The organism is Dyadobacter arcticus (genome assembly GCF_011762185.1).
Lineage (GTDB): Bacteria > Bacteroidota > Bacteroidia > Cytophagales > Spirosomataceae > Dyadobacter > Dyadobacter arcticus.
Genome location: NZ_JAASQJ010000003.1, coordinates 561824 through 580915 on the forward strand (window position 1 = coordinate 561824; position 19092 = coordinate 580915).

The window sequence follows — 19092 nt, forward strand, 5'->3', positions numbered from 1 at the left end:
CAAATCTACTTGATGTCATAATCAATGTAAATCCCCCGATTGGGGGGATATTTTCGCTTTCTCAGCGTAATCAATTGCAAATTCCAAAAGAGACAATTCGCTTTTCGCGACACGCCTGACCTTTCGAATTATGTTTTTCTTGTGGGATTTGAGGGTTTCCCTGGTAATAAAAAGCGCTTGCGCAATGGCGGCTGACTTGTGGCCTTTGGCCGTCAGCAATATAATCTGAGTTTCCCGTTCTGTGAACATTGGTCTCCTGTAAGTTTATCCTTTTTCGAGACATTTACATTGAGACGTACGGATGATCAAAAAGTCACATTAATTTTTCGAAAAATCCTTCGCGCGTGTAGGTAAATGTTTAGCACCATTAAAAACGGCAGTACTTCTTATCGGCTGCATTCCCATAGTAACAACCGGTAAACATGATACGTCAAATCTGTTTACCAGGCTTTTCTTATTTCAGAAAATCTCTGGGGGTGTCTGAAATCTGTCGACTATGCCAATTCCAATATTAAATGGTAATCTGGAAAGTTTTATTCTGAAATGTAACCATAAAACACTTATAGTTAGGTCGATAGCCAGCGACTTGGTCGTATTTTTTGCTCTTCAATTTATTGACACTAGGCCGGGCGTTGAAAGTGGGCTTGGGGATAATCAATGGGGAAAGGGTAGGACGCATGAGTCCGTAATATCTTTAACGAAATCTAAAATCGGTCCGTGTCGTCTTTCGTGCGCAGCCAGATTTGTTCATAGATTGTTAATAAATACTTAACACAGTTAATCTGATTAAACCGGATTTTTGTATTCTGATTGGACAGGTTATTTATAGAAGTCTTTCCCTAATTTTTTAACTAATAAACGTTCTCGCTCATGATTAGACCTTTTTACTCACACTCTCGGCTGGATACGTTCAGGCGAAGTAGCCAGGCTTGTTTCCTCCTGGGTTTGATGCTTCTATCACAATTTGCCTGGGCCCAGACAGTTATTACGGGCCAGGTGACAGGACAAGAAGACAGTGCACCGATTCCGGGCGTTAGTGTTATCGCCAAAGGTACTACCAACGGTACCATTACGGACACCGATGGGAAGTACAGGATTGATATAACCGACAACACATCCGAACTGATCTTTTCATTTTTAGGATTTTCAACCCAGCAGGTAAAAGTGAACGGACGTAGCACGATTGACGTGTCCCTGACAACGGATCTTCGCCAGCTTAATGAAGTGGTTGTTACCGCCTTAGGTATCAAAAAAGACATTCGCAGAATCGGGGTTGCTATCCAGACTGTGGATGGGAACTCAACTGTAAAAGCCAGGGAGCCGAATGCAATCAATGCATTGGCTGGTAAAGTGGCTGGTTTGACTGTCGGTATCCAACAGGAAATGTTGAGGAGGCCGAATATCATGCTTCGCGGTAACACAGACGTTCTTTTTGTAGTTGACGGGGTTCCTGTTAACTCTGATACATGGAATGTTAGCCCGGATGACATTGATACTTATTCAGTTCTGAAGGGTGCGTCAGCATCAGCACTTTACGGTTTTCGTGGTAAAAACGGAGCAATATTGATCACTACCAAACGCGGATCGAAAGATAAGCGCGGGTTCTCGGTTGATTTTAACTCTTCAACCATGATTGACAATGGGTTTTATGCTATTCCGAAAGTTCAGGATTTGTATGGACCGGGTGACCACGGTCGCTATGCTTTTGTAGACGGAAAAGGCGGTGGCCTGAACGACGGTGATTATGATGGTGGCTGGGGACCGAAGTTCGAAGGACAATTGATCCCTCAATACGACAGCCCGGTTGATCCGGCAACTGGCGTACGGTCTGGAACTCCATGGGTTGCACGCGGTAAAGACAATTTAAGCCGCTTTTTGCAGCCTGGATTGTTGTCGACAAACAACATAGCAATTGCTGCTACCGGTGAGAAATATAATGTCCGCTTTTCAACGTCACATACCCACCAAAATGGTATTGTGCCAAACACTAAGCTTAACATTACGAACTTCAATGTTGTAGCGGATTACAATTTCTCTAAAAAACTGAAATTCACTTCTTCGCTTCAATACAATCGTCAGTATACGCCAAACATTCCTGATGTTAATTATGGTCCAAACTCGATCATTTACAATATCGTGTTATGGGCAGGTGCAGACTGGGATATTGATGATATGAAGAATTACTGGCAGCCAGGTAAGGAAGGTGTTCAGCAGATTTACTCCGAATATCAGCGTTACAATAACCCTTACTTCATGAGCTATGAATGGCTCAGAGGGCACCAGAAAACGGACATCATCGGTCAGGCTGCTATGTCCTATCAGTTTACCGATTTCCTGGAAGCTACATTACGTACTCAGGTGACAACATGGAACCTGTTCCGCAGCGAGAAAATGCCTTACTCAGCGGGTTCATATGGCCGCGACGAGCGCAGGGGAGATTATCGTGAAGACCGCAGGAACTTGTTTGAAAACAATACGGACATTCTTATTAAGTTCGATAAGGACATTCTTCCTGGTTTAAATGCCAAGATTTGGGGTGGTGGTAACATTCGTAGCTTTGAGTACAACTCGTCTTTCGGATCGACTAACTATCTGAACGTTCCAGGCCTTTACAACTTCAATAACTCAGCAAACCCGGTTCAAAATTCCAATTTTGTATCGGCCATGCGCGTTGCTTCTGCTTATTACTCTGCGGATTTCACGTTTAAAGATTTCTTCACACTTTCCACAACTGGAAGGATGGATAAGCTTTCGACGTTGCCTTCTGGTAGCAATACTTTCTTTTATCCTTCTGTTGCCGCTTCGACGGTACTTTCAGATTACATGAACTTACCGGAGGTAATCTCATTTTTGAAACTAAGAGGTTCCTATGCTAATGTGAAAGATGGTTTGACGCAATCGACGATCGGTGCTACGCCTTCAACCAGTTATCCGGTTGGTTACGGAGAACAATACAGTTCTCCTTATGATGGGCCTACCTATCAGAATGCAGCCGTTTATTCAACACCTTTTGCTTACAATAATACACCTGCGGCTTATTTTACAAACACGCTTAATAATCCTGATATCAAGCCAAGTACGACTTCACAAACTGAGGTTGGCCTTGATTTGCGTATCATGCAAAATCGCCTTGGGTTAGATGTTACCTATTTTGTGTCCAACGAAGGCCCGCGTATTTTCTCGCTGCCTATCTCGACAACCACAGGTTACAGTTCGGCGCTTGTAAATGGTATCAAAACCCAAAAAACAGGATGGGAGGTTTCTTTGACCGGATCGCCTGTAAGAACAGAAAAGGGTTTCAACTGGGACATCGTTGCCAACTACTCAACTTTCAAAGAGAAGCTGACAGATATTTATCCTGGCCAGGATAAACTGAATACTTTTTTCAGAGTGGGTGACCGGATAGATAAGTTCTATGGAAGTGCGTTTGCAAGGACTGCTGAAGGACAAATTATCAATGACGCTTCTGGTAGGCCGATTTACACCAATACGGCCCGCTTTTTGGGTCATGTGAATCCTAAGTTCGTTTTCGGGATCAACAACAAATTCTCTTACAAAAACATCAACCTGAGTTTTCAATTTGATGGCCGTATTGGCGGGGTAATCTCTAATTATGTTCAGAGACAAACATTCCGTGGTGGACGTCACATTGGTTTGATCGAGGGAGAAATGGGTGTTGCTCGTGAAAACGATTACCGCGAATTCATCAGTGGCAAAACAGGCGACCAGATGGTTAAAACCTACCTTGGAGAAGGAGTTCAGGTTGTGGACGGTACACCACTTAATTTTGATGCTGATGGAAACATCACTAACCTGTCGTCTCTGAAATTTAAGAATAATGAGACAAAGCAATTTGTTCAGGATTGGGTAAGCCGCTACTACAATTCGGATGACGGTAACTTAATGAGCCGCTCGTTCGGAATGCTTCGTGAAGTGGTTATTGGATATTCTTTCCCGGCAAGTTGGTTGGAAAGAAGCAAATTTATCCGCACTGCATCTGTATCGTTCGTAGGTCGTAACCTGCTTTATTTTGCCGAAAAGAAAGACATTGACCTTAATCAGTATGTTTCTGGCGGCGGATCAGGTTTGCAGACACCTTCTGTTCGCAGATATGGGGTTAACGTAAATCTTAGCTTTTAACGAGAGGGGTTTGAAAAGTAGTTTAAAGTCTAAAATTTCAACATCGAAAGGAATGAAAGTAAATAAAATAATACTCGGAATTTTCACAGCAGGGGTTTTAAGCCTGACAAGTTGTGAACAGAGCTTTGAGGAGCTCGAAAAGGATCCAAACCATGCCACTACTGCGCCAGCCTATCTTGTGCTGCAAGGGATTGAGTTTGATATGTACAATAATACTGGAACTCCTTTTAGCGAAGAAATGCGCTGGAACCAGTTTTACGCGATCAATTATAATTACTACGGTAACAATGAGTACAGCTGGTCAACTTTCGATAATCATTTTCCAACATTGAAGAATGTGGTGAAGATGGAAGAGGAAGCTAAAAAATCTTTGGGAACGGATCTTAACGTTTATTCGGCTTTGGGTAAATTCTTCCGTGCCTTCTTTTACGATCAAATGTCAGTGCGCGCCGGGGATCTTCCTTTGTCGGAAGCATTACTAGGTCTTGAAAACGTTGCACCGAAGTATGACACGCAGAAGGATGTATACATTCAAATCCTGAAATGGCTGGATGAGTCCAATGCTGATATGACTGCATTGATCGCCAAAAGCGATACCAGGGTTCAAGGTGACTTCTACCTTGGCGAAGACCTCAGGAAATGGCAGAAAGTGGTCAACAGTCTTCGGATGAGGATCTTGATCCGTTTGAGCAAAAAAGATGCGGAAGCGGGGATGAATGTAAAAGCTCAATTTGCTGAAATTCTGGGTAACCCAACCAAGTATCCTATCATGGAGGGAATGGCGGACAATCTTGAATTTAAGTCTAACAACTTTAACAAATATCCTTCAAATCCCGACAACTTCGGTTTCGACGCCACCCGTCAAAATATGGCACAAACCTATGTTGGACTGTTGACAGCCAGGAAAGACCCACGGGTGATGGTTACTGCGGAGCCTGCGGGAGCACAGCTCAAAGCTGGTAAGTTACCTTCTGATTTCTCGGCATTTGTGGCGGCAAGTTCAGGAGAAGATTTGTCAGATATGTCAAATAAGGCTGGAAAGGACAATGGCGCAGGCTTCGCGCCGGGAGAGTATTCGTTCCAAAGCAGGTCGCGTTATTACAGCACTTATACAGGTGAAAATGCATTTATTATCGGTTATCCTGAGCTGTGCTTCAATATTGCAGAGGGGATCAACAGAGGCTGGGCAGCGGGCAGCGCGGAAGACTGGTACAAAAAAGGAATCAAAGCTTCCCAGGAATTTTATGGTGTCAAAACAGGCGCTTTGACCATGACCTATTCGAAGACGGGCGGCCGCGCAGCAGCAGATTTTGCTACTTACACGATCAATTTCAACTTCGACGAGTACTATGCGCAGCCACTGGTTAAGTATGCCGGAAACACTGCTGCCGGGTTGGAGCAAATTGTTACCCAGAAATACCTGGCGTTCTTCATGAATTCGGGTATGGAAGCTTATTTTAACTATCGCCGCACAGGTTTTCCTAAATTTATGACGGGTGTAGGAACTGGAAATTCAGGCCGTATCGCATTGCGTTGGCAATACCCGCTGTCTGAAAGGACAACAAACCAAGCCAACTATAACGCAGCGATCCAAAGCCAATTTGCAGGCAAAGACGATATCAATCAGGCACTTTGGTTGACGAAATAATAGTTTCGCATTGAAAAAAGGGTCGGCAACGTTGAGTTGCCGACCCTTTGTTTTTGTTGTTCGGAGTTGTTCGTAATTGTTCAGCGTTGTTTGGTGTTGTAAGGAGTTGTTCGGTGAGTTGGGCATTTGTTGTCATACAGACCTTCTTAACTATCTCGAACTATCCCGAACTATTCCGAACCATTTCGAACTATCCCTACCCATTTCGAACTACTCCGAACTATTCCTACCCATTTCCCTCTTCTTAATGCGCTTCCAGCCAATTAGCGCCGATGCCGATCCCCGTTTCCATTCTTACGGCCATGGGAATGGCAGTTCGCATCAGCTCATCTACTTTTTCTTTCAGCAAAGGAATTTCGTCGCGGTGGGCGTCGAATACAAGCTCATCATGCACTTGCAGGATCATGCGGGATTTCAGTTTTTCTTTGGCCATAAAATCATGAATGTTGATCATAGCTACTTTGATCATATCTGCGGCTGACCCCTGGATTGGCGCGTTGATTGCATTTCGTTCGGCATATCCGCGGTTAGTCTGGTTTCTTGAATTGATATCCGGCAGATACCTGCGTCTTCCCAAAATGGTTTCCACATATTCTGTTTCGCGCGCTTTATTGATAACCTGATCCATATAACCTTTCACAGCAGAAAACTCCTCAAAATAGGCGCGGATGATTTCAGCCGCCTCGCTTCTTGGGATACCCAGTCTTTGGGCCAATCCAAAAGCGGAAATACCGTAAATGATCCCGAAATTGACCATTTTAGACTTTCTTCTCATATCCGAAGTAACTTCTTCCAGCGGCACTTTGAAAACCTTACTGGCAGTTGTGGCGTGAATGTCGCGTCCCTGGTTAAATGCTTCCGACATACTCGCATCGCCGCTGAATGCCGCCATGATCCGTAATTCGATTTGAGAATAATCGGCAGAAAGGATCTGAAAATCGTCCGTGTCCGGCACAAATGCTTTACGTATTTCGCGGCCTCGCGGCGTCCGGATAGGGATGTTTTGCAGGTTGGGATTGGTAGAACTCAAGCGTCCTGTCGCGGCCACGGCCTGGTTGTAAGATGTATGTATCCGGCCAGTGCGTCGGCTTACCAGGAGCGGAAGCGCATCGACATAAGTCGATTTCAATTTTTGTAATTCTCTGTAATCGAGTATTTTACGGGCAATCGCATGATTATTTTCCAATTCGGAAAGAATGTCTTCACCGGTAGCATATTGTCCGGTTTTCGTTTTTTTCGGCTTCTCAATGAGTTTCATTTTGTCAAAAAGCACCTCACCCAACTGCTTCGGCGAGCTGATATTGAACGATTGACCTGCAATCGCATAAATCTCCGACTCGGTGATCCGTAAATCCGATTCCAGGACGCCTGACATTTCATGCAATGTGCCAATGTCCAATCGCACACCGGTGTTTTCCATGGCTGCCAATACTTTCAGCAATGGCATCTCCACACCGTGAAAAAGCTTGGAAGCATTGACCTTTGGAAGTTCTTTTGAAAAAATGGTATTGAGTTGCAACGTAATGTCAGCATCCTCGCCTGCATATTGCGTGATTTCCGGAATGGATACGTCGCGCATGGTACCTTGTTTAACCCCTTTTTTCCCAATTAACGAAGTAATAGAAACTGGCTCGTAGTTTAGATACGAGGAGGCTAGAATGTCCATACCGTGCCGTTTATCAGGTTCCAGCAGGTAATGTGCCAGCATGGTATCACTCATTTTCCCGCGAACTTCTAAACCATACGATTTGAGTACTAATAAGTCATACTTAATGTTCTGACCAATCTTTTCAATGTTTTCATTCTCAAAGACTTCCCTGAAATTTTCCAGGATTTCGAGCGCTTTCTCCCGGTCGTCAGGTACTGGAATGTAAAATGCTTCCCCCGCCAGATAAGAAAATGAAAGTCCCACCAATTCCGCTTCAATGGTATCGAGCGAAGTGGTTTCCGTGTCAAAGCAAAATGCGTCCTGCAGATTCAGATAATAGGCCAGGCCTTTCATCAGCTCCGGCGTATCGACGGTATGGTAGCGATGGAAAGTATTATCAATCGTCCGTTTAGTAGTTGGTATTTTCAGGTCTTCATAGGCCTGTTCCGGCGCGTCATCGTCCGCAATACCTTCGCTGATGATCGCCGGTTGTTTTCCAAGCTCTTCTGTTGGGTTGCCAAAAAGGTCCAGCTGGCCTTTTTTCTCTTTGGCGGGTGTGGCCGGTCTTGCTGTGGGAGCGAGCTGTCCAGTCTGACTGATGCCAAGTACCCGCTGTTTCAAAGTTTTGAATTCCAATTCATCAAAAAGCTCAACGACCAGATCCACATTGGGGCCGCACATCGTGAGGTCTTCTGCGTCGAATGGAACCGGTACCTGGCAATCGATTGTCGCAAGCTGCTTGCTCAGGATTGCTTTATCAAAATTTTCACGGATTTTTTCGCCCAGTTTTCCTTTGATTTCGTCCGCGTGCGTGATCAGGTTTTCGATGGTATCGTACTGTTGAATCAGCTTTTGGGCGGTTTTTTCACCTACGCCCGGTATACCCGGAATGTTATCAACCGCATCGCCCATCAATCCCAGCATATCAATCACCTGGTCGATCCGTTTGATCTGCCACTTCGCCAATATCTCGGTTATCCCCAGTTTCTCTGCTCCATTTCCTAAAAAAGCGGGCTTGTACATATACACATGTTGCTCCACCAGCTGTCCATAATCTTTGTCAGGTGTCATCATAAACACCTCAAACCCTTCCCGGGATGCTTCTTTGGCAACGGTACCAATGATATCGTCCGCTTCGTAACCATCCAGCTCCAATACCGGAATGCACATCGCCTTCAGCAAACGTTTCACCAATGGGATAGCAACCGAGATGTCCTCAGGCTGTTCCTGCCGCTGGGCTTTATACGCTTCATATTGTACGTGCCGGAACGTAGGAGCAGCAGTGTCAAAGGCGACACCGAGGTGTGTGGGCTTTTCTTTTTGTAAAACTTCGAGAAGTGTATTTGTAAATCCGAAAACGGCACTTGTATTTAAGCCTCTTGAAGTAATGCGGGGAGCTTTGATAAACGCAAAATGCGCACGATATATCAACGCCATTGCGTCAAGAAGAAATAGTTTGTGAACGGGTTTATCCATGAGGTAAGTGATTATCGAATTCCAAATATAACGTTTGTAAACGACTGAAAGGGATTGCGGAGGGATTTTTGTAGATTGCTTTTTGGGGGAAAAGGGGAAGGGTCAGGGAGGAGGGAGGAAAGGGAGAAAGGGGAGGGCTTGCTGGTCATAATGAAAGTAGTGAGTTTATTGACAGTTTGGGTCTTTTTATACTTTATTTACATTTTATACTTTTATTTCATATTGTATTTTTCAGTATTATTAATAGTTTGATGCTTTCAATTTATTTTAACAGTATCGATAATTATAAAAAGATCTTTACTTATTAACCATTTAATTAATCTATGCGTTATGAGAATTATTTTACTGGTTTTAGCTGTTTTAGTTTTTTCTTGTAATCAAAATAAAGAAGTGAAAGAAGCATATCAATGGCCGGAAGCGACGCCTCCTGTGGCTGAAAAGCAAGACCATGAGACCGGAATGCATGGCGATAAGCGTAATGATGAGTATTACTGGATGGCCGATTTTTTTAGCAAAGGGCCTGATAGCACGAAAGTTGTCGATTATCTGAAAGCAGAGAATGCTTATACAGATACGATGATGGCGGCTACCAAGAAGTTTCAGGCGGACCTCTTCTCCGAAATGAAAGGGCGGATTAAAGAAAAAGACGAATCGGTTCCAGTTTTTTCAAATGGGTATTGGTACTACACCAGGAGTGAGGAGGGGAAACAATATTATAAGTATTGTCGGAAAAAGGGCACATTGGATGCAGCTGAGGAAATATTGCTGGATGTGGACAAACTGGCGGAAGGACATTCGTATTATAGCGCAAATGGGTTCAATGTAAGCCCCGACAACAAATTGCTAGTGTACGGCGTGGACACTGTTTCGAGACGGGAGTATACCATGTACATCAAGAACCTGGAAACGGGCGAGAATTTCAAAGACGCCATTTTTCCGACCGATCCTGGTTATGAGTGGGGTAATGACAGCAAAACCTTGTTTTACCCTTTGACGAACCGAAAAACGCTTTTAAGCGAAAAAATAAAGCGGCACATATTGGGTACCGATGCCAAAAGCGATGTGGTGGTGTACGCCGAGACGGATAAAAGCAATTACATCGGGGTAGGGAAGACGAAATCTGATAAATACATTGTCATTTCTTCGTCCGCTACCATGTCTTCCGAGCATCGTATACTGGATGCCGATAAACCGGATGGAGAATTCAGGGTTTTTCAGCCAAGAATAAAGGATGTCAAGTACGACATCGACCATCAGGGCGACAAATTCCTGATCGTAACCAATAAGGATGCGCTGAATTTTAAACTGATGGAAACGCCGGTCGGCAGTACCGGTGTCGATAATTGGAAAGACGTAATCCCGGCGCGAAAAGATGTCCTGGTTGAAGATATTGATGTTTTCAGGGATTTTTTGGTGGTTACCGAGCGTAAAAACGGGCTCCTGCAACTCAGGATCAGAAATGTCAACACAAAAGCGGAACATTATGTAGACTTCGGTGAACCTGCTTATGCGGCCTATCCATCAGCGAATCCTGAATATGACAGCAAAACGTTAAGATATGCATACACTTCGCTGACCACGCCAAATTCGGTTTACGATTATGACATGGAATTGAAGAAAAAGGACCTCAAAAAGAGACAGGAAGTGCTTGGCGGTTATGATTCGGAGCAATATGTCACCGAACGGTTGTATGCTACGTCCAGGGATGGGGTTAAGGTGCCGATTTCGCTGGTTTATAAAAAAGGAACTGTTAAAAGTGCTGAAACGCCGATGTTGCTGTATGCGTATGGTTCTTACGGTTACAGTATGGATGCCGGTTTCAGCAGCGCAAGGTTAAGTTTGCTGGACCGCGGGTTTATTTTCGCCATCGCGCACATTCGTGGCGGACAGGAAATGGGCCGTCAGTGGTACGAGGATGGAAAGATGTTTAAAAAGAAAAACACGTTTTTCGATTTTATCGATTGCGCAGAGTTTTTGATTAAAGAAAAATATACATCATCGGCCCATTTGTTCGCCGAGGGCGGCAGTGCAGGGGGCTTATTAATGGGCGCTATCTCCAATCTCCGGCCCGACCTGTGGCGTGGAATCGTTGCGGATGTACCTTTTGTGGATGTGGTAACGACAATGCTTGACGAGAGTATACCATTGACTACCAATGAGTTTGACGAATGGGGTAATCCAAAAAACAAAGATTCGTACATGTACCTGAAATCTTATTCACCTTACGACAACGTAGAGAAAAAGGATTACGGCAATATGCTTGTTACCACTGGCCTGCACGACAGTCAGGTCCAGTATTTCGAGCCAGCCAAATGGGTAGCAAGGCTCAGGACGCATAAAACAGACAAAAATGTGCTGTTACTTCAAACCAACATGGACGCCGGCCACGGCGGTTCATCAGGACGGTTTGATTATCTCAAAGAAGTCGCCCTGCGGTATGCCTTCATGTTTGCGTTAGAGGGAATCGAGAAGTGAGGGGGGATTTGGTTCTTAGTAGTTCGGTATTGTCAGGGTTGTTCGGGATGGTCATTTTTTGTCAGGTGTTGTCATTCATTATAAGATCGGACAACCCCGAAACAATTTCTGACCACGCCTGACAACTCCGAACAATTTCTAACCGCCCGAACAACCCGAACAACAATGCTACAACAAACCCATCGATCCTTCAATATCAGCGATGATGTCATCAATGTGCTCTATACCAACGGAAATCCGCAGTTGTGTGGGATGAACGCCGGCTGAGATTTGCTCGGTTTCGGAAAGCTGTGAGTGGGTGGTGGATGCGGGATGAATGATTAATGTCTTTGCATCGCCAACATTAGCCAGGTTACTGATCAGCTTCAGGTTGTCCACAAACTTTTCCGCGGTTGATTTATCGCCTTTTAATGTAAATGATAAAACACCACCAAATCCTCTTGAAAGGTACTTTTTAGCCAATTGGTGATATTGATTACCTTCTAAACCAATGTAGTTTACACTTTCTACACCTGGATGATTTTCAAGCCATTGCGCCAGTTTTAATGCATTTTCGGCAATACGTTCAACACGGAGCGTAAGGGTTTCTATTCCTTGCAAAAACAAAAACGAATTGAATGGAGATAGGCAAGGTCCCCAATCTCTTAATCCTTCTACGCGGGCGCGGATGATAAACTGAATGTTCCCGAACGGTCCGCCGATGCCAAATACATCATTGTAAACCAATCCATGATAGCTGGGAGCCGGATCCGTGAATTGCGCAAATTTGCCATTTCCCCAGTTGTAAGTTCCTGCATCCACGATGACACCGCCAATGGAAGTGCCGTGTCCGCCGATCCATTTGGTGGCTGATTGCACAACAACGTGCGCACCGTGTTTAATGGGCGCAAAAATGGCTCCTGCTGCCCCAAATGTATTATCAACGATCAATGGAAGGTCGTACTTTGTGGCCAAAGCGGAGAATGCTTCAAAATCGGGCACGCTGTAGCTTGGGTTACCGATCGTTTCAAGATATATAGCCTTTGTTTTGTCATCAATCAGCTTTTCAAAACTGCTCACATCGTCGCCATCCGCAAAGCGAGCTTCGACGCCGATGTTTTTGAAGGAATTTTTAAACTGGTTGAAGGAACCTCCGTACAGGAACGAGGTGGTTATAAAGTTATCCCCAACCGTAGTAATGTTATTAATTGCCAAAAACTGCGCAGAATGCCCTGATGCAGTGGCCAATGCAGCCACACCGCCTTCCAAAGCAGCAATTCTTTTTTCGAAAACATCATTCGTCGGATTCATGACCCTTGTGTAAATGTTTCCGAATTCTTTCAATGCAAACAAATTGGCCGCGTGCTCGGCATTATTGAAAACATAAGAGGTGGTTTGATAAATGGGTACGGCACGTGAATTCGTGACTGGATCGGGCTCTTGTCCCGCGTGGAGTTGTAAGGTTTCAAATCTCATTTTTAAGAACGTTTATAGGTGGATAAAGCCCAAATGTATCAAATTATAAATACACGGTATATCACTACGGTAGTCTTTTGCTTGCCGAATAATAAATAGAATTTTTTTAGAAGTCAGCTGCTGATTCTGCAATGAGTTTCAACAGGTTATCACATTGTGCCTGCAATGCAGCGATCGTTTCTGGATCTGTTACCTTACCCGATTCTATTTTGCGCTTCACATTGGCGATGGAAAGCGCGGAGGATTCGTTTCGGTTGGTTCCCAATGCAGTCAGGGTGAGCAGGAGGGAGGCGAGGGCTTTATCACCACCCAAATTTAGCGGGGAAGCACTGATCGCAGCAACCGGTTTTTGATTCAGGTCGCCGGTACCAACGGTCCAATCCAATGCATTTTTCAATGTTCCGGGTACGCCATATGCATATTCTGGTGTGCAGATAATGACTGCTGCCGCATGCTGGATCGCGTCTTTGAATTTCTTCACACCCTCAGTATCATCAAGGCCCGGACTGAAATGTGGGATTTTGTCCAGGCCCTGAAAAATCTTAAATGATACATGTTCCGGAAACAGTTCGCCGATAGATGCTAAAATGATGGTATTGGTGGAGTCAGCACGCAGGCTGCCGGATATTCCAAGAATGTTGATCTTTTTCATACCTGCAATTTACGATGCAGGCCTAATTTTTGGTAATTCGTGGTGGCGTTTCAGGTTGCGTTATAAGCACATCAAAGTTTTGCCAATGCTTCCATCAAAACCTCCGGCGCCACGATTACTGCAAATTTTCCGCAATCTGGCCTAACAAGTTTTTAACGGTCAATTTCAGGGATTCAGGTTCCAGGATGAAGGAGTTGGGGGCAATCATCAGAAACCATCGAGCGAAACCTTCCAGCGATGGGCTTAGGAAGGACATTTCAATATAATCGCCCTTGGTAACTTCGGAAACGAAACCATAAAAATTCCTCTGTTCGCGGATATATCTTGCGACCCTTTTTTCGAGTTTGATGCGGATCAGGCGCATATTTTCCGCCTCCCAGGTGTCATGCATGAAATCTTTAAGCGGGGCATGTTTTTGCTTGAAAGGTTGCTCGGTCATTTCGCAATGAAGGATTCGGTCGGAGCGGAAATTGCGGTAATCGTTCCTTAAATGGCAAAAAGCGATGGTATACCAATAATTATTTTCATGGTAAACGCCGACGGGTTCAATAATCCTCTCCATCGGATCGTGCGCACTCACGGCAGCATAATTGATCTTCGTGATCTTTTTTTCCGAGATGCTTTTGAGCAAAACGTCCAGGGTATTGCTGTTGGATTTATGGAAAAGATTATTATTATGACGGATCTCAATGTGGCTTTCAAGATTTTCCACCATTGACTTTTCAGTACTCCGCAAAACCGCCTTTATCTTAAACATGGCGGACTGATACTGCGACTGCGTGGAAAGATCCGTGAATTTTTCCATCAGTTTTTCTGCCGTAATAAATGTTCGCGCCTCTTCTTTGGTAAACATAACAGGAGGCAGACGATAGCCATCCATGATCGAATAACCTACGCCTGCCTCCCCAATAATTGGTACACCAGCTTCTGCCAGGGAACTGATGTCCCGATATACTGTTCTCAAACTGATTTCAAACCGTTCTGCCAGATCTTGCGCCTTCACAATTTTGCGGGATTGCAATTGGATCAGGATGGCGGTAATACGGTCGAAACGATTCATTTTTGGCGGGTAAAATGTCCTGCGCAAAAATAATCTTAAAGAACCGGTTCTCTCAAATTAAATGCTTCGGAAATCAATTGAAATGACCTGACCCTGTTTTCAGCAGAGTCTGCCATGGTCGAAATGATGATTTCATCTAGTTCGAATGCGTTAGCAAGATCAGTAAGTTGTTCTTTTACAGAGTCTTGCGTACCAGAGATAATACGACCGCTGTTATACCGAATGCGTTCCAGCTCACCAACCGTAAAGCGATAATTCTTGACGGTTTGCGCGTCGGGGAATGGACCAAATTTCCCTTTTTCAAATTCAACCAGAATGTAATCCATCATTTTACGCATCTCAGCCGCTTTTTCCTCGGTTTCTCCACATAACACAAACACCGAAAGGATCGCATGCGGATGTTCATTCTGATCCGAAGGCCTGAAATTCCTGCGATATGTTTCCACAACATCGGGTCTGACAAATCCATTGATGAATTTCGCGACTGCTAATCCCATTCCAAATCGGGCAGCGATGTTGCTGCTTCCTCCACTCGAACTTAAAATCCACTGCTCGGGGATAGTCGGCGACTGAGGTGTTGCATATATAAAGCCGCGCTCGGTTCCAGCAGTATCTCTAAAAAAGTGCTGTAAATGTTCCAGCTGACGCAAATAGCTTGTTTCGCTAAAATCGTTTGACGGGTTTAACAATGACGATGTGATCCTGTCAGTGCCGGGAGCCCGGCCCATTCCGAGGTCTATTCGCCCTGGAAACAATGTTTCCAACATTCTGAAATTCTCCGCGACTTTTAATGCGCTGTGGTTGGGAAGCATAATGCCCCCGGAGCCAATCCGGATATGACTGGTCGAATCGGCCAGCTTCACCATCAGTACTTCCGGCGTTGAGCCTGCTATAAATGTGGAATTGTGATGTTCTGATACCCAAAACCTGCTATAACCCAGTTCTTCAGCCAGTTTGGCAGTTTCGATTGTCTCCTGAATGGCCTCCTGAACTGTTGATCCCTGTCTTACAATGGATTGGTCCAGTACGCCTAATTTGATATGATTCATTGAATTGAAAACCTGTTTGAAGGATAACAACCCACTTGCACTTTGTATTCCTTCTCAGTCGGGAAATGTGCTTTCTTTCAGGATAGTAACCGATTTATAGAGGATCCTTTGGGGAACGTTGCCAATAGGTAGACCGGCCAAATAGCGGAATACCAACATAACTTCGTATTTCCAGTAGCTTTTCACGCAATTTCAGGATGCAGTTGTAGGTTTTACCGCTTTTAGGATCATACATTTTTCCATTGTCCCAGGCAGTTTCTGTATAGACGAAATCGTGAAGTATATTGACATTATACAGGTTACGGCCGCGTAGCTTCTCATTCGTGTTCTGCGTGTCTTTTTTAGAGGTAATCCCGTCGGCTTCAAGCATATCTTCTGACCAAAGTAACTTTCCGAAATATTCGGTGCCAACTTTATAGATTTCTATTTTGGTATCCTTTTCTTCATTCATCCACTCGCCAAGAATGGCATCTGATGAGGAAATTTGCGCTGCCAATAATGAGTAGCAAAAGGTAAAAAATATTGTAAAAATAATTTTGTACATCCTGATTTTAATGGTGTCCGTGATACCGACTAAATTTTGATTCTCGAAAATGTTCAAATTTGAATTTAATTGTAAAAATGTTATTATAAGGCTGATTTAGATTAAAAGGCTAATCTCGGCGCTCAAATCAGTACTTATTACGATGTTATTATAAATAACAATGTTAGAATCGAAATTTTACATCGTTAGGATTATTTATGATTTTATTGACGCTTCAATAAGTGCTAAATGTGTTTAAGTTATGCTAATACAATATACAAATGATATCGGATAAGGAAACAGAATTATTTCAAGATTTTAATTTCGATGGCGTTACTAGAAAAACTATTTAACTAAGTTTAAGGTTTTGTATAGAATTAATTGTTAGTTTAAATTTATTTGCGTTCAAAATCTATCTATCAACCACTCTATTTGTGACCAGTCTAGTGCCAACAGTACCTGCTAATGAAATGGAAAGGCTTCTAAGCCTCTCCGAATATGATATCGATTACTCCGACCATCAGGAAACTTTTAAAGACCTTGCGAAACTTGCTGCAAAGGTCACCGGAACACGGATTTCGCTTGTTAACCTGATCGATTCTCTCACCCAATGGACTATATCGAACTATGGCTTAGATCTGGATCAAATGTTGCGCGAGGATTCGGTATGCCAATACACGATCATGGAAACCGACCATTTTGAAGTTGCTGACCTGAGTTCGGACGACCGGTTTAAAGATAAATTTTACGTTACCGGTGAGCCAAATGCCCGATACTATTATGGAATTCCGCTCCGTGCCGGAAACGGCTTGAATATTGGTGCACTTTGCGTTCTTGATAATGAACACATTACGCTCGATCCTGAAAAGATTGAACTGATGAAGATTATTGCAGACGAAATTGTCAGCCGGCTAAAAACGCAAAGGGTTATGGAAAGCCTGAAAGCCAAGCTAATTGAGGCCAAGCAGACGCAAAAGAAGGTGGCGCATGATATCAGAGGGCCTCTGGGCGGCATTATCGGTCTTGCACAAATTATACGTGACCAGGGCGAGACGAATCAGATGGATGAAGTCCTGGAATTTATTAATCTAATCTATAAAAGCGGAAATTCGATCCTGGATCTCGCGGACGAAATTTTAAGCTCGCATAAAAAAGAGTCTTCCGGTTCAACAGCAGTGGCTTTAACAGAAAGTTCGGGCTTTAATCTCAGCGTTTTTAAGAACAAATTAGATAAGCTTTATAGTCCGCAGGCTAGACATAAGGGAATTGACTTCCAGGTAAGGATCAGTACGCCGACCGAAATGATCTCATTTTCGAAGAATAAGCTTTTGCAGATCACAGGTAACCTGATCTCTAATGCAATGAAATTTACCCCTGACTCCGGTAGGGTTCATGTAGATCTGAGCCTCATGCTCGATGCGGGCGGGCCAAACCTTCGGATTGTCGTTTCAGACAGCGGAGTGGGAATGAGTAAAGAGAACATTCGTGCTATTTCAGCCGGAACTGCCTCATCCACAGATGGAACCGACGGTGAGCAGGGTTATGGTTTTGGCTTGGCCCTGGTGAAGCATCTTGTTGGAAATCTGGATGGCAAAATGGTAGTTAGTTCCACATTGGGAAATGGTGCTACTTTTGAGATAGATTTGCCTCAGAAATTTCATTAGAAAAAAATATAGCATTGAAATTGTATAAAGGGCTTGTCGCTGCCATCGTGGAGGCGCTTCAGGAAATTTTTGTCAAACACCGCCAGGCGGACCGTATTGTTGAACAGCTATTGAAATCCAATAAGAAGTGGGGCGCGCGCGACCGGGCTTTCATAGCAGAAAACACCTACGAGATCGTGCGGTGGTGGCGGCTGGTAAAATATGCTGCTGAGGTAGAAAAAGCTTCTTATAGCGAAGATTTGTGGAGAATTGCAGGTGTGTGGATGATCATTAAAACGCATCATATTCACGGTGAAAACTTCGAAATACTTCCCGAGTGGCCTGAATTTGAAGGAATCAATGCAGACAGCGTCGAGGAACGATATCAGGAGGGACTGCTAATCAGAAAAATTGCGCAGTCTCTTCCGGATTGGCTGGACGATCTCGGCGAAAGCGAATTAGGAAGTCAATGGTCGGAGCAGTTGGTTGCATTGAATAGGCCAGCACCTATCGTACTGAGGGTTAACACACTGAAAAGTAGTGCAGACGAAGTGAAAGGCATTTTGGGGGCTGAAAATCTGATGGAGGTAGCTCAGAACTCCAACGCCTTGATACTGAAAAAGCGTCAGAACATGCATAATAATGATGCATTTAAGCAGGGATTCTTTGAAATTCAGGATGCAGGATCACAAATGATCGCGCCTTACCTGGATATCAATCCTGGTATGAGCATAATAGATGCCTGTGCGGGCGCAGGTGGTAAAAGTCTGCATATAGCTGCACTACTTCAAAATTCCGGGTCGGTACTCTCAATGGACATTGATGACCCGAAACTGGGTGAATTGAAGAAAAGAGCCTTGCGAAATGGTGTTACCAATCTTGAAACGATGCATATCGAGTCCGAGGAAATCATTACAACCCTTTCCGAAACTGCGGACCGGCTATTATTGGACGTCCCATGTTCTGGTTTAGGTGTTTTGAAGAGAAATCCCGATACCAAGTGGAAATTGAAACCCGACTTTCTTACCAATATCCGCAATGTGCAATGGAACATCCTGAGCACTTATTCGGGCATGGTGAAAAAAGGGGGCAAAATGGTATATGCTACGTGTAGTATCCTGCCTTCTGAATCCGAAGAACAAGTGAAGAAGTTTATGAAATCGCGACGCAAGGACTGGAAGTTTATTTCCGAGTACCGCACTTCCGTTTCAGAAGTGGGTTTCGATGGATTTTACATGGCTTTGCTCGAAAGGAAGAAATAATATCTGGTCGAATCCATATTCGGTACGATTTTTATTCTAATGAGTTGAATTAACTTTTCAT

Annotated in this window: 12 protein-coding genes; 5 read left to right on the top strand and 7 right to left on the bottom strand. The window is 44.1% G+C overall.

The features are described from left to right. Positions 1–21: 21 nt before the first annotated feature. Positions 22–249: a response regulator transcription factor gene (locus FHS68_RS15895; protein WP_167271845.1), complete on the bottom strand. Its 228-nt coding sequence runs from the start codon at positions 247–249 to the stop codon at positions 22–24. 699 nt (positions 250–948) lie between these two features. Here FHS68_RS15895 and FHS68_RS15900 point away from each other — a divergent pair. Next, on the top strand, positions 949–4140 hold the full coding sequence (locus tag FHS68_RS15900; protein ID WP_208408361.1) for a SusC/RagA family TonB-linked outer membrane protein: 3192 nt from the start codon (positions 949–951) through the stop codon (positions 4138–4140). 52 nt (positions 4141–4192) lie between these two features. Further along, positions 4193–5788 carry a SusD/RagB family nutrient-binding outer membrane lipoprotein gene (locus FHS68_RS15905; RefSeq protein ID WP_167271850.1) on the top strand — a complete coding sequence of 532 codons (1596 nt, stop codon included), beginning with the start codon at positions 4193–4195 and terminating at the stop codon, positions 5786–5788. Positions 5789–6032: 244 nt separating this feature from the next. On the opposite strand, the gene polA is transcribed toward FHS68_RS15905, so the two are convergent. Then, positions 6033–8912, bottom strand: coding sequence for a DNA polymerase I (gene polA, locus FHS68_RS15910; RefSeq protein ID WP_167271852.1), 2880 nt, complete (start codon positions 8910–8912; stop codon positions 6033–6035). Between the two features lie 330 nt (positions 8913–9242). On the opposite strand from polA, the gene FHS68_RS15915 reads away from it, so the two are divergent. Continuing rightward, on the top strand, positions 9243–11387 hold the full coding sequence (locus FHS68_RS15915) for a S9 family peptidase (RefSeq protein ID WP_167271854.1): 2145 nt from the start codon (positions 9243–9245) through the stop codon (positions 11385–11387). 168 nt (positions 11388–11555) lie between these two features. On the opposite strand, the gene FHS68_RS15920 is transcribed toward FHS68_RS15915, so the two are convergent. The 5 genes from FHS68_RS15920 to FHS68_RS15940 form a co-directional block, all read right to left on the bottom strand. Next, positions 11556–12842, bottom strand: coding sequence for an O-acetylhomoserine aminocarboxypropyltransferase/cysteine synthase family protein (locus FHS68_RS15920; protein ID WP_167271855.1), 1287 nt, complete (start codon positions 12840–12842; stop codon positions 11556–11558). 106 nt (positions 12843–12948) lie between these two features. Continuing rightward, complete coding sequence (locus FHS68_RS15925) at positions 12949–13494, bottom strand: NADPH-dependent FMN reductase (RefSeq protein ID WP_208408329.1); 546 nt, start codon at positions 13492–13494, stop codon at positions 12949–12951. A gap of 115 nt (positions 13495–13609) precedes the next feature. Continuing rightward, the gene (locus FHS68_RS15930) at positions 13610–14554 is read right to left on the bottom strand and encodes a helix-turn-helix transcriptional regulator (RefSeq protein ID WP_167271857.1); all 945 of its coding nucleotides are present in this window, start codon (positions 14552–14554) and stop codon (positions 13610–13612) included. Between the two features lie 35 nt (positions 14555–14589). Continuing rightward, the gene (locus tag FHS68_RS15935; RefSeq protein ID WP_167271859.1) at positions 14590–15603 is read right to left on the bottom strand and encodes an LLM class flavin-dependent oxidoreductase; all 1014 of its coding nucleotides are present in this window, start codon (positions 15601–15603) and stop codon (positions 14590–14592) included. Between the two features lie 94 nt (positions 15604–15697). Next, a complete protein-coding gene (locus FHS68_RS15940; protein WP_229211922.1) occupies positions 15698–16099 on the bottom strand; it encodes a DUF2147 domain-containing protein in 402 nt (133 codons plus the stop codon). 461 nt (positions 16100–16560) lie between these two features. Here FHS68_RS15940 and FHS68_RS15945 point away from each other — a divergent pair, with 461 nt between their 5' ends. Together FHS68_RS15945 and FHS68_RS15950 are read left to right on the top strand one after the other, a co-directional pair. Then, complete coding sequence (locus FHS68_RS15945) at positions 16561–17790, top strand: GAF domain-containing sensor histidine kinase (protein WP_310588583.1); 1230 nt, start codon at positions 16561–16563, stop codon at positions 17788–17790. 14 nt (positions 17791–17804) lie between these two features. Then, the gene (locus FHS68_RS15950; protein ID WP_167271863.1) at positions 17805–19031 is read left to right on the top strand and encodes an RsmB/NOP family class I SAM-dependent RNA methyltransferase; all 1227 of its coding nucleotides are present in this window, start codon (positions 17805–17807) and stop codon (positions 19029–19031) included. Positions 19032–19092: the final 61 nt, after the last annotated feature.

Excerpts from the sequence above, each read along its gene's own strand:
- polA (WP_167271852.1), bottom strand. The coding sequence starts at position 8,912 with ATGGATAAACCCGTTCACAAACTATTTCTTCTTGACGCAATGGCGTTG.
- FHS68_RS15895 (WP_167271845.1), bottom strand. The coding sequence starts at position 249 with ATGTTCACAGAACGGGAAACTCAGATTATATTGCTGACGGCCAAAGGC.
- FHS68_RS15915 (WP_167271854.1), top strand. The coding sequence starts at position 9,243 with ATGAGAATTATTTTACTGGTTTTAGCTGTTTTAGTTTTTTCTTGTAAT.
- FHS68_RS15925 (WP_208408329.1), bottom strand. The coding sequence starts at position 13,494 with ATGAAAAAGATCAACATTCTTGGAATATCCGGCAGCCTGCGTGCTGAC.
- FHS68_RS15920 (WP_167271855.1), bottom strand. The coding sequence starts at position 12,842 with ATGAGATTTGAAACCTTACAACTCCACGCGGGACAAGAGCCCGATCCA.
- FHS68_RS15900 (WP_208408361.1), top strand. The coding sequence starts at position 949 with ATGCTTCTATCACAATTTGCCTGGGCCCAGACAGTTATTACGGGCCAG.
- FHS68_RS15930 (WP_167271857.1), bottom strand. The coding sequence starts at position 14,554 with ATGAATCGTTTCGACCGTATTACCGCCATCCTGATCCAATTGCAATCC.
- FHS68_RS15935 (WP_167271859.1), bottom strand. The coding sequence starts at position 15,603 with ATGAATCATATCAAATTAGGCGTACTGGACCAATCCATTGTAAGACAG.
- FHS68_RS15905 (WP_167271850.1), top strand. The coding sequence starts at position 4,193 with ATGAAAGTAAATAAAATAATACTCGGAATTTTCACAGCAGGGGTTTTA.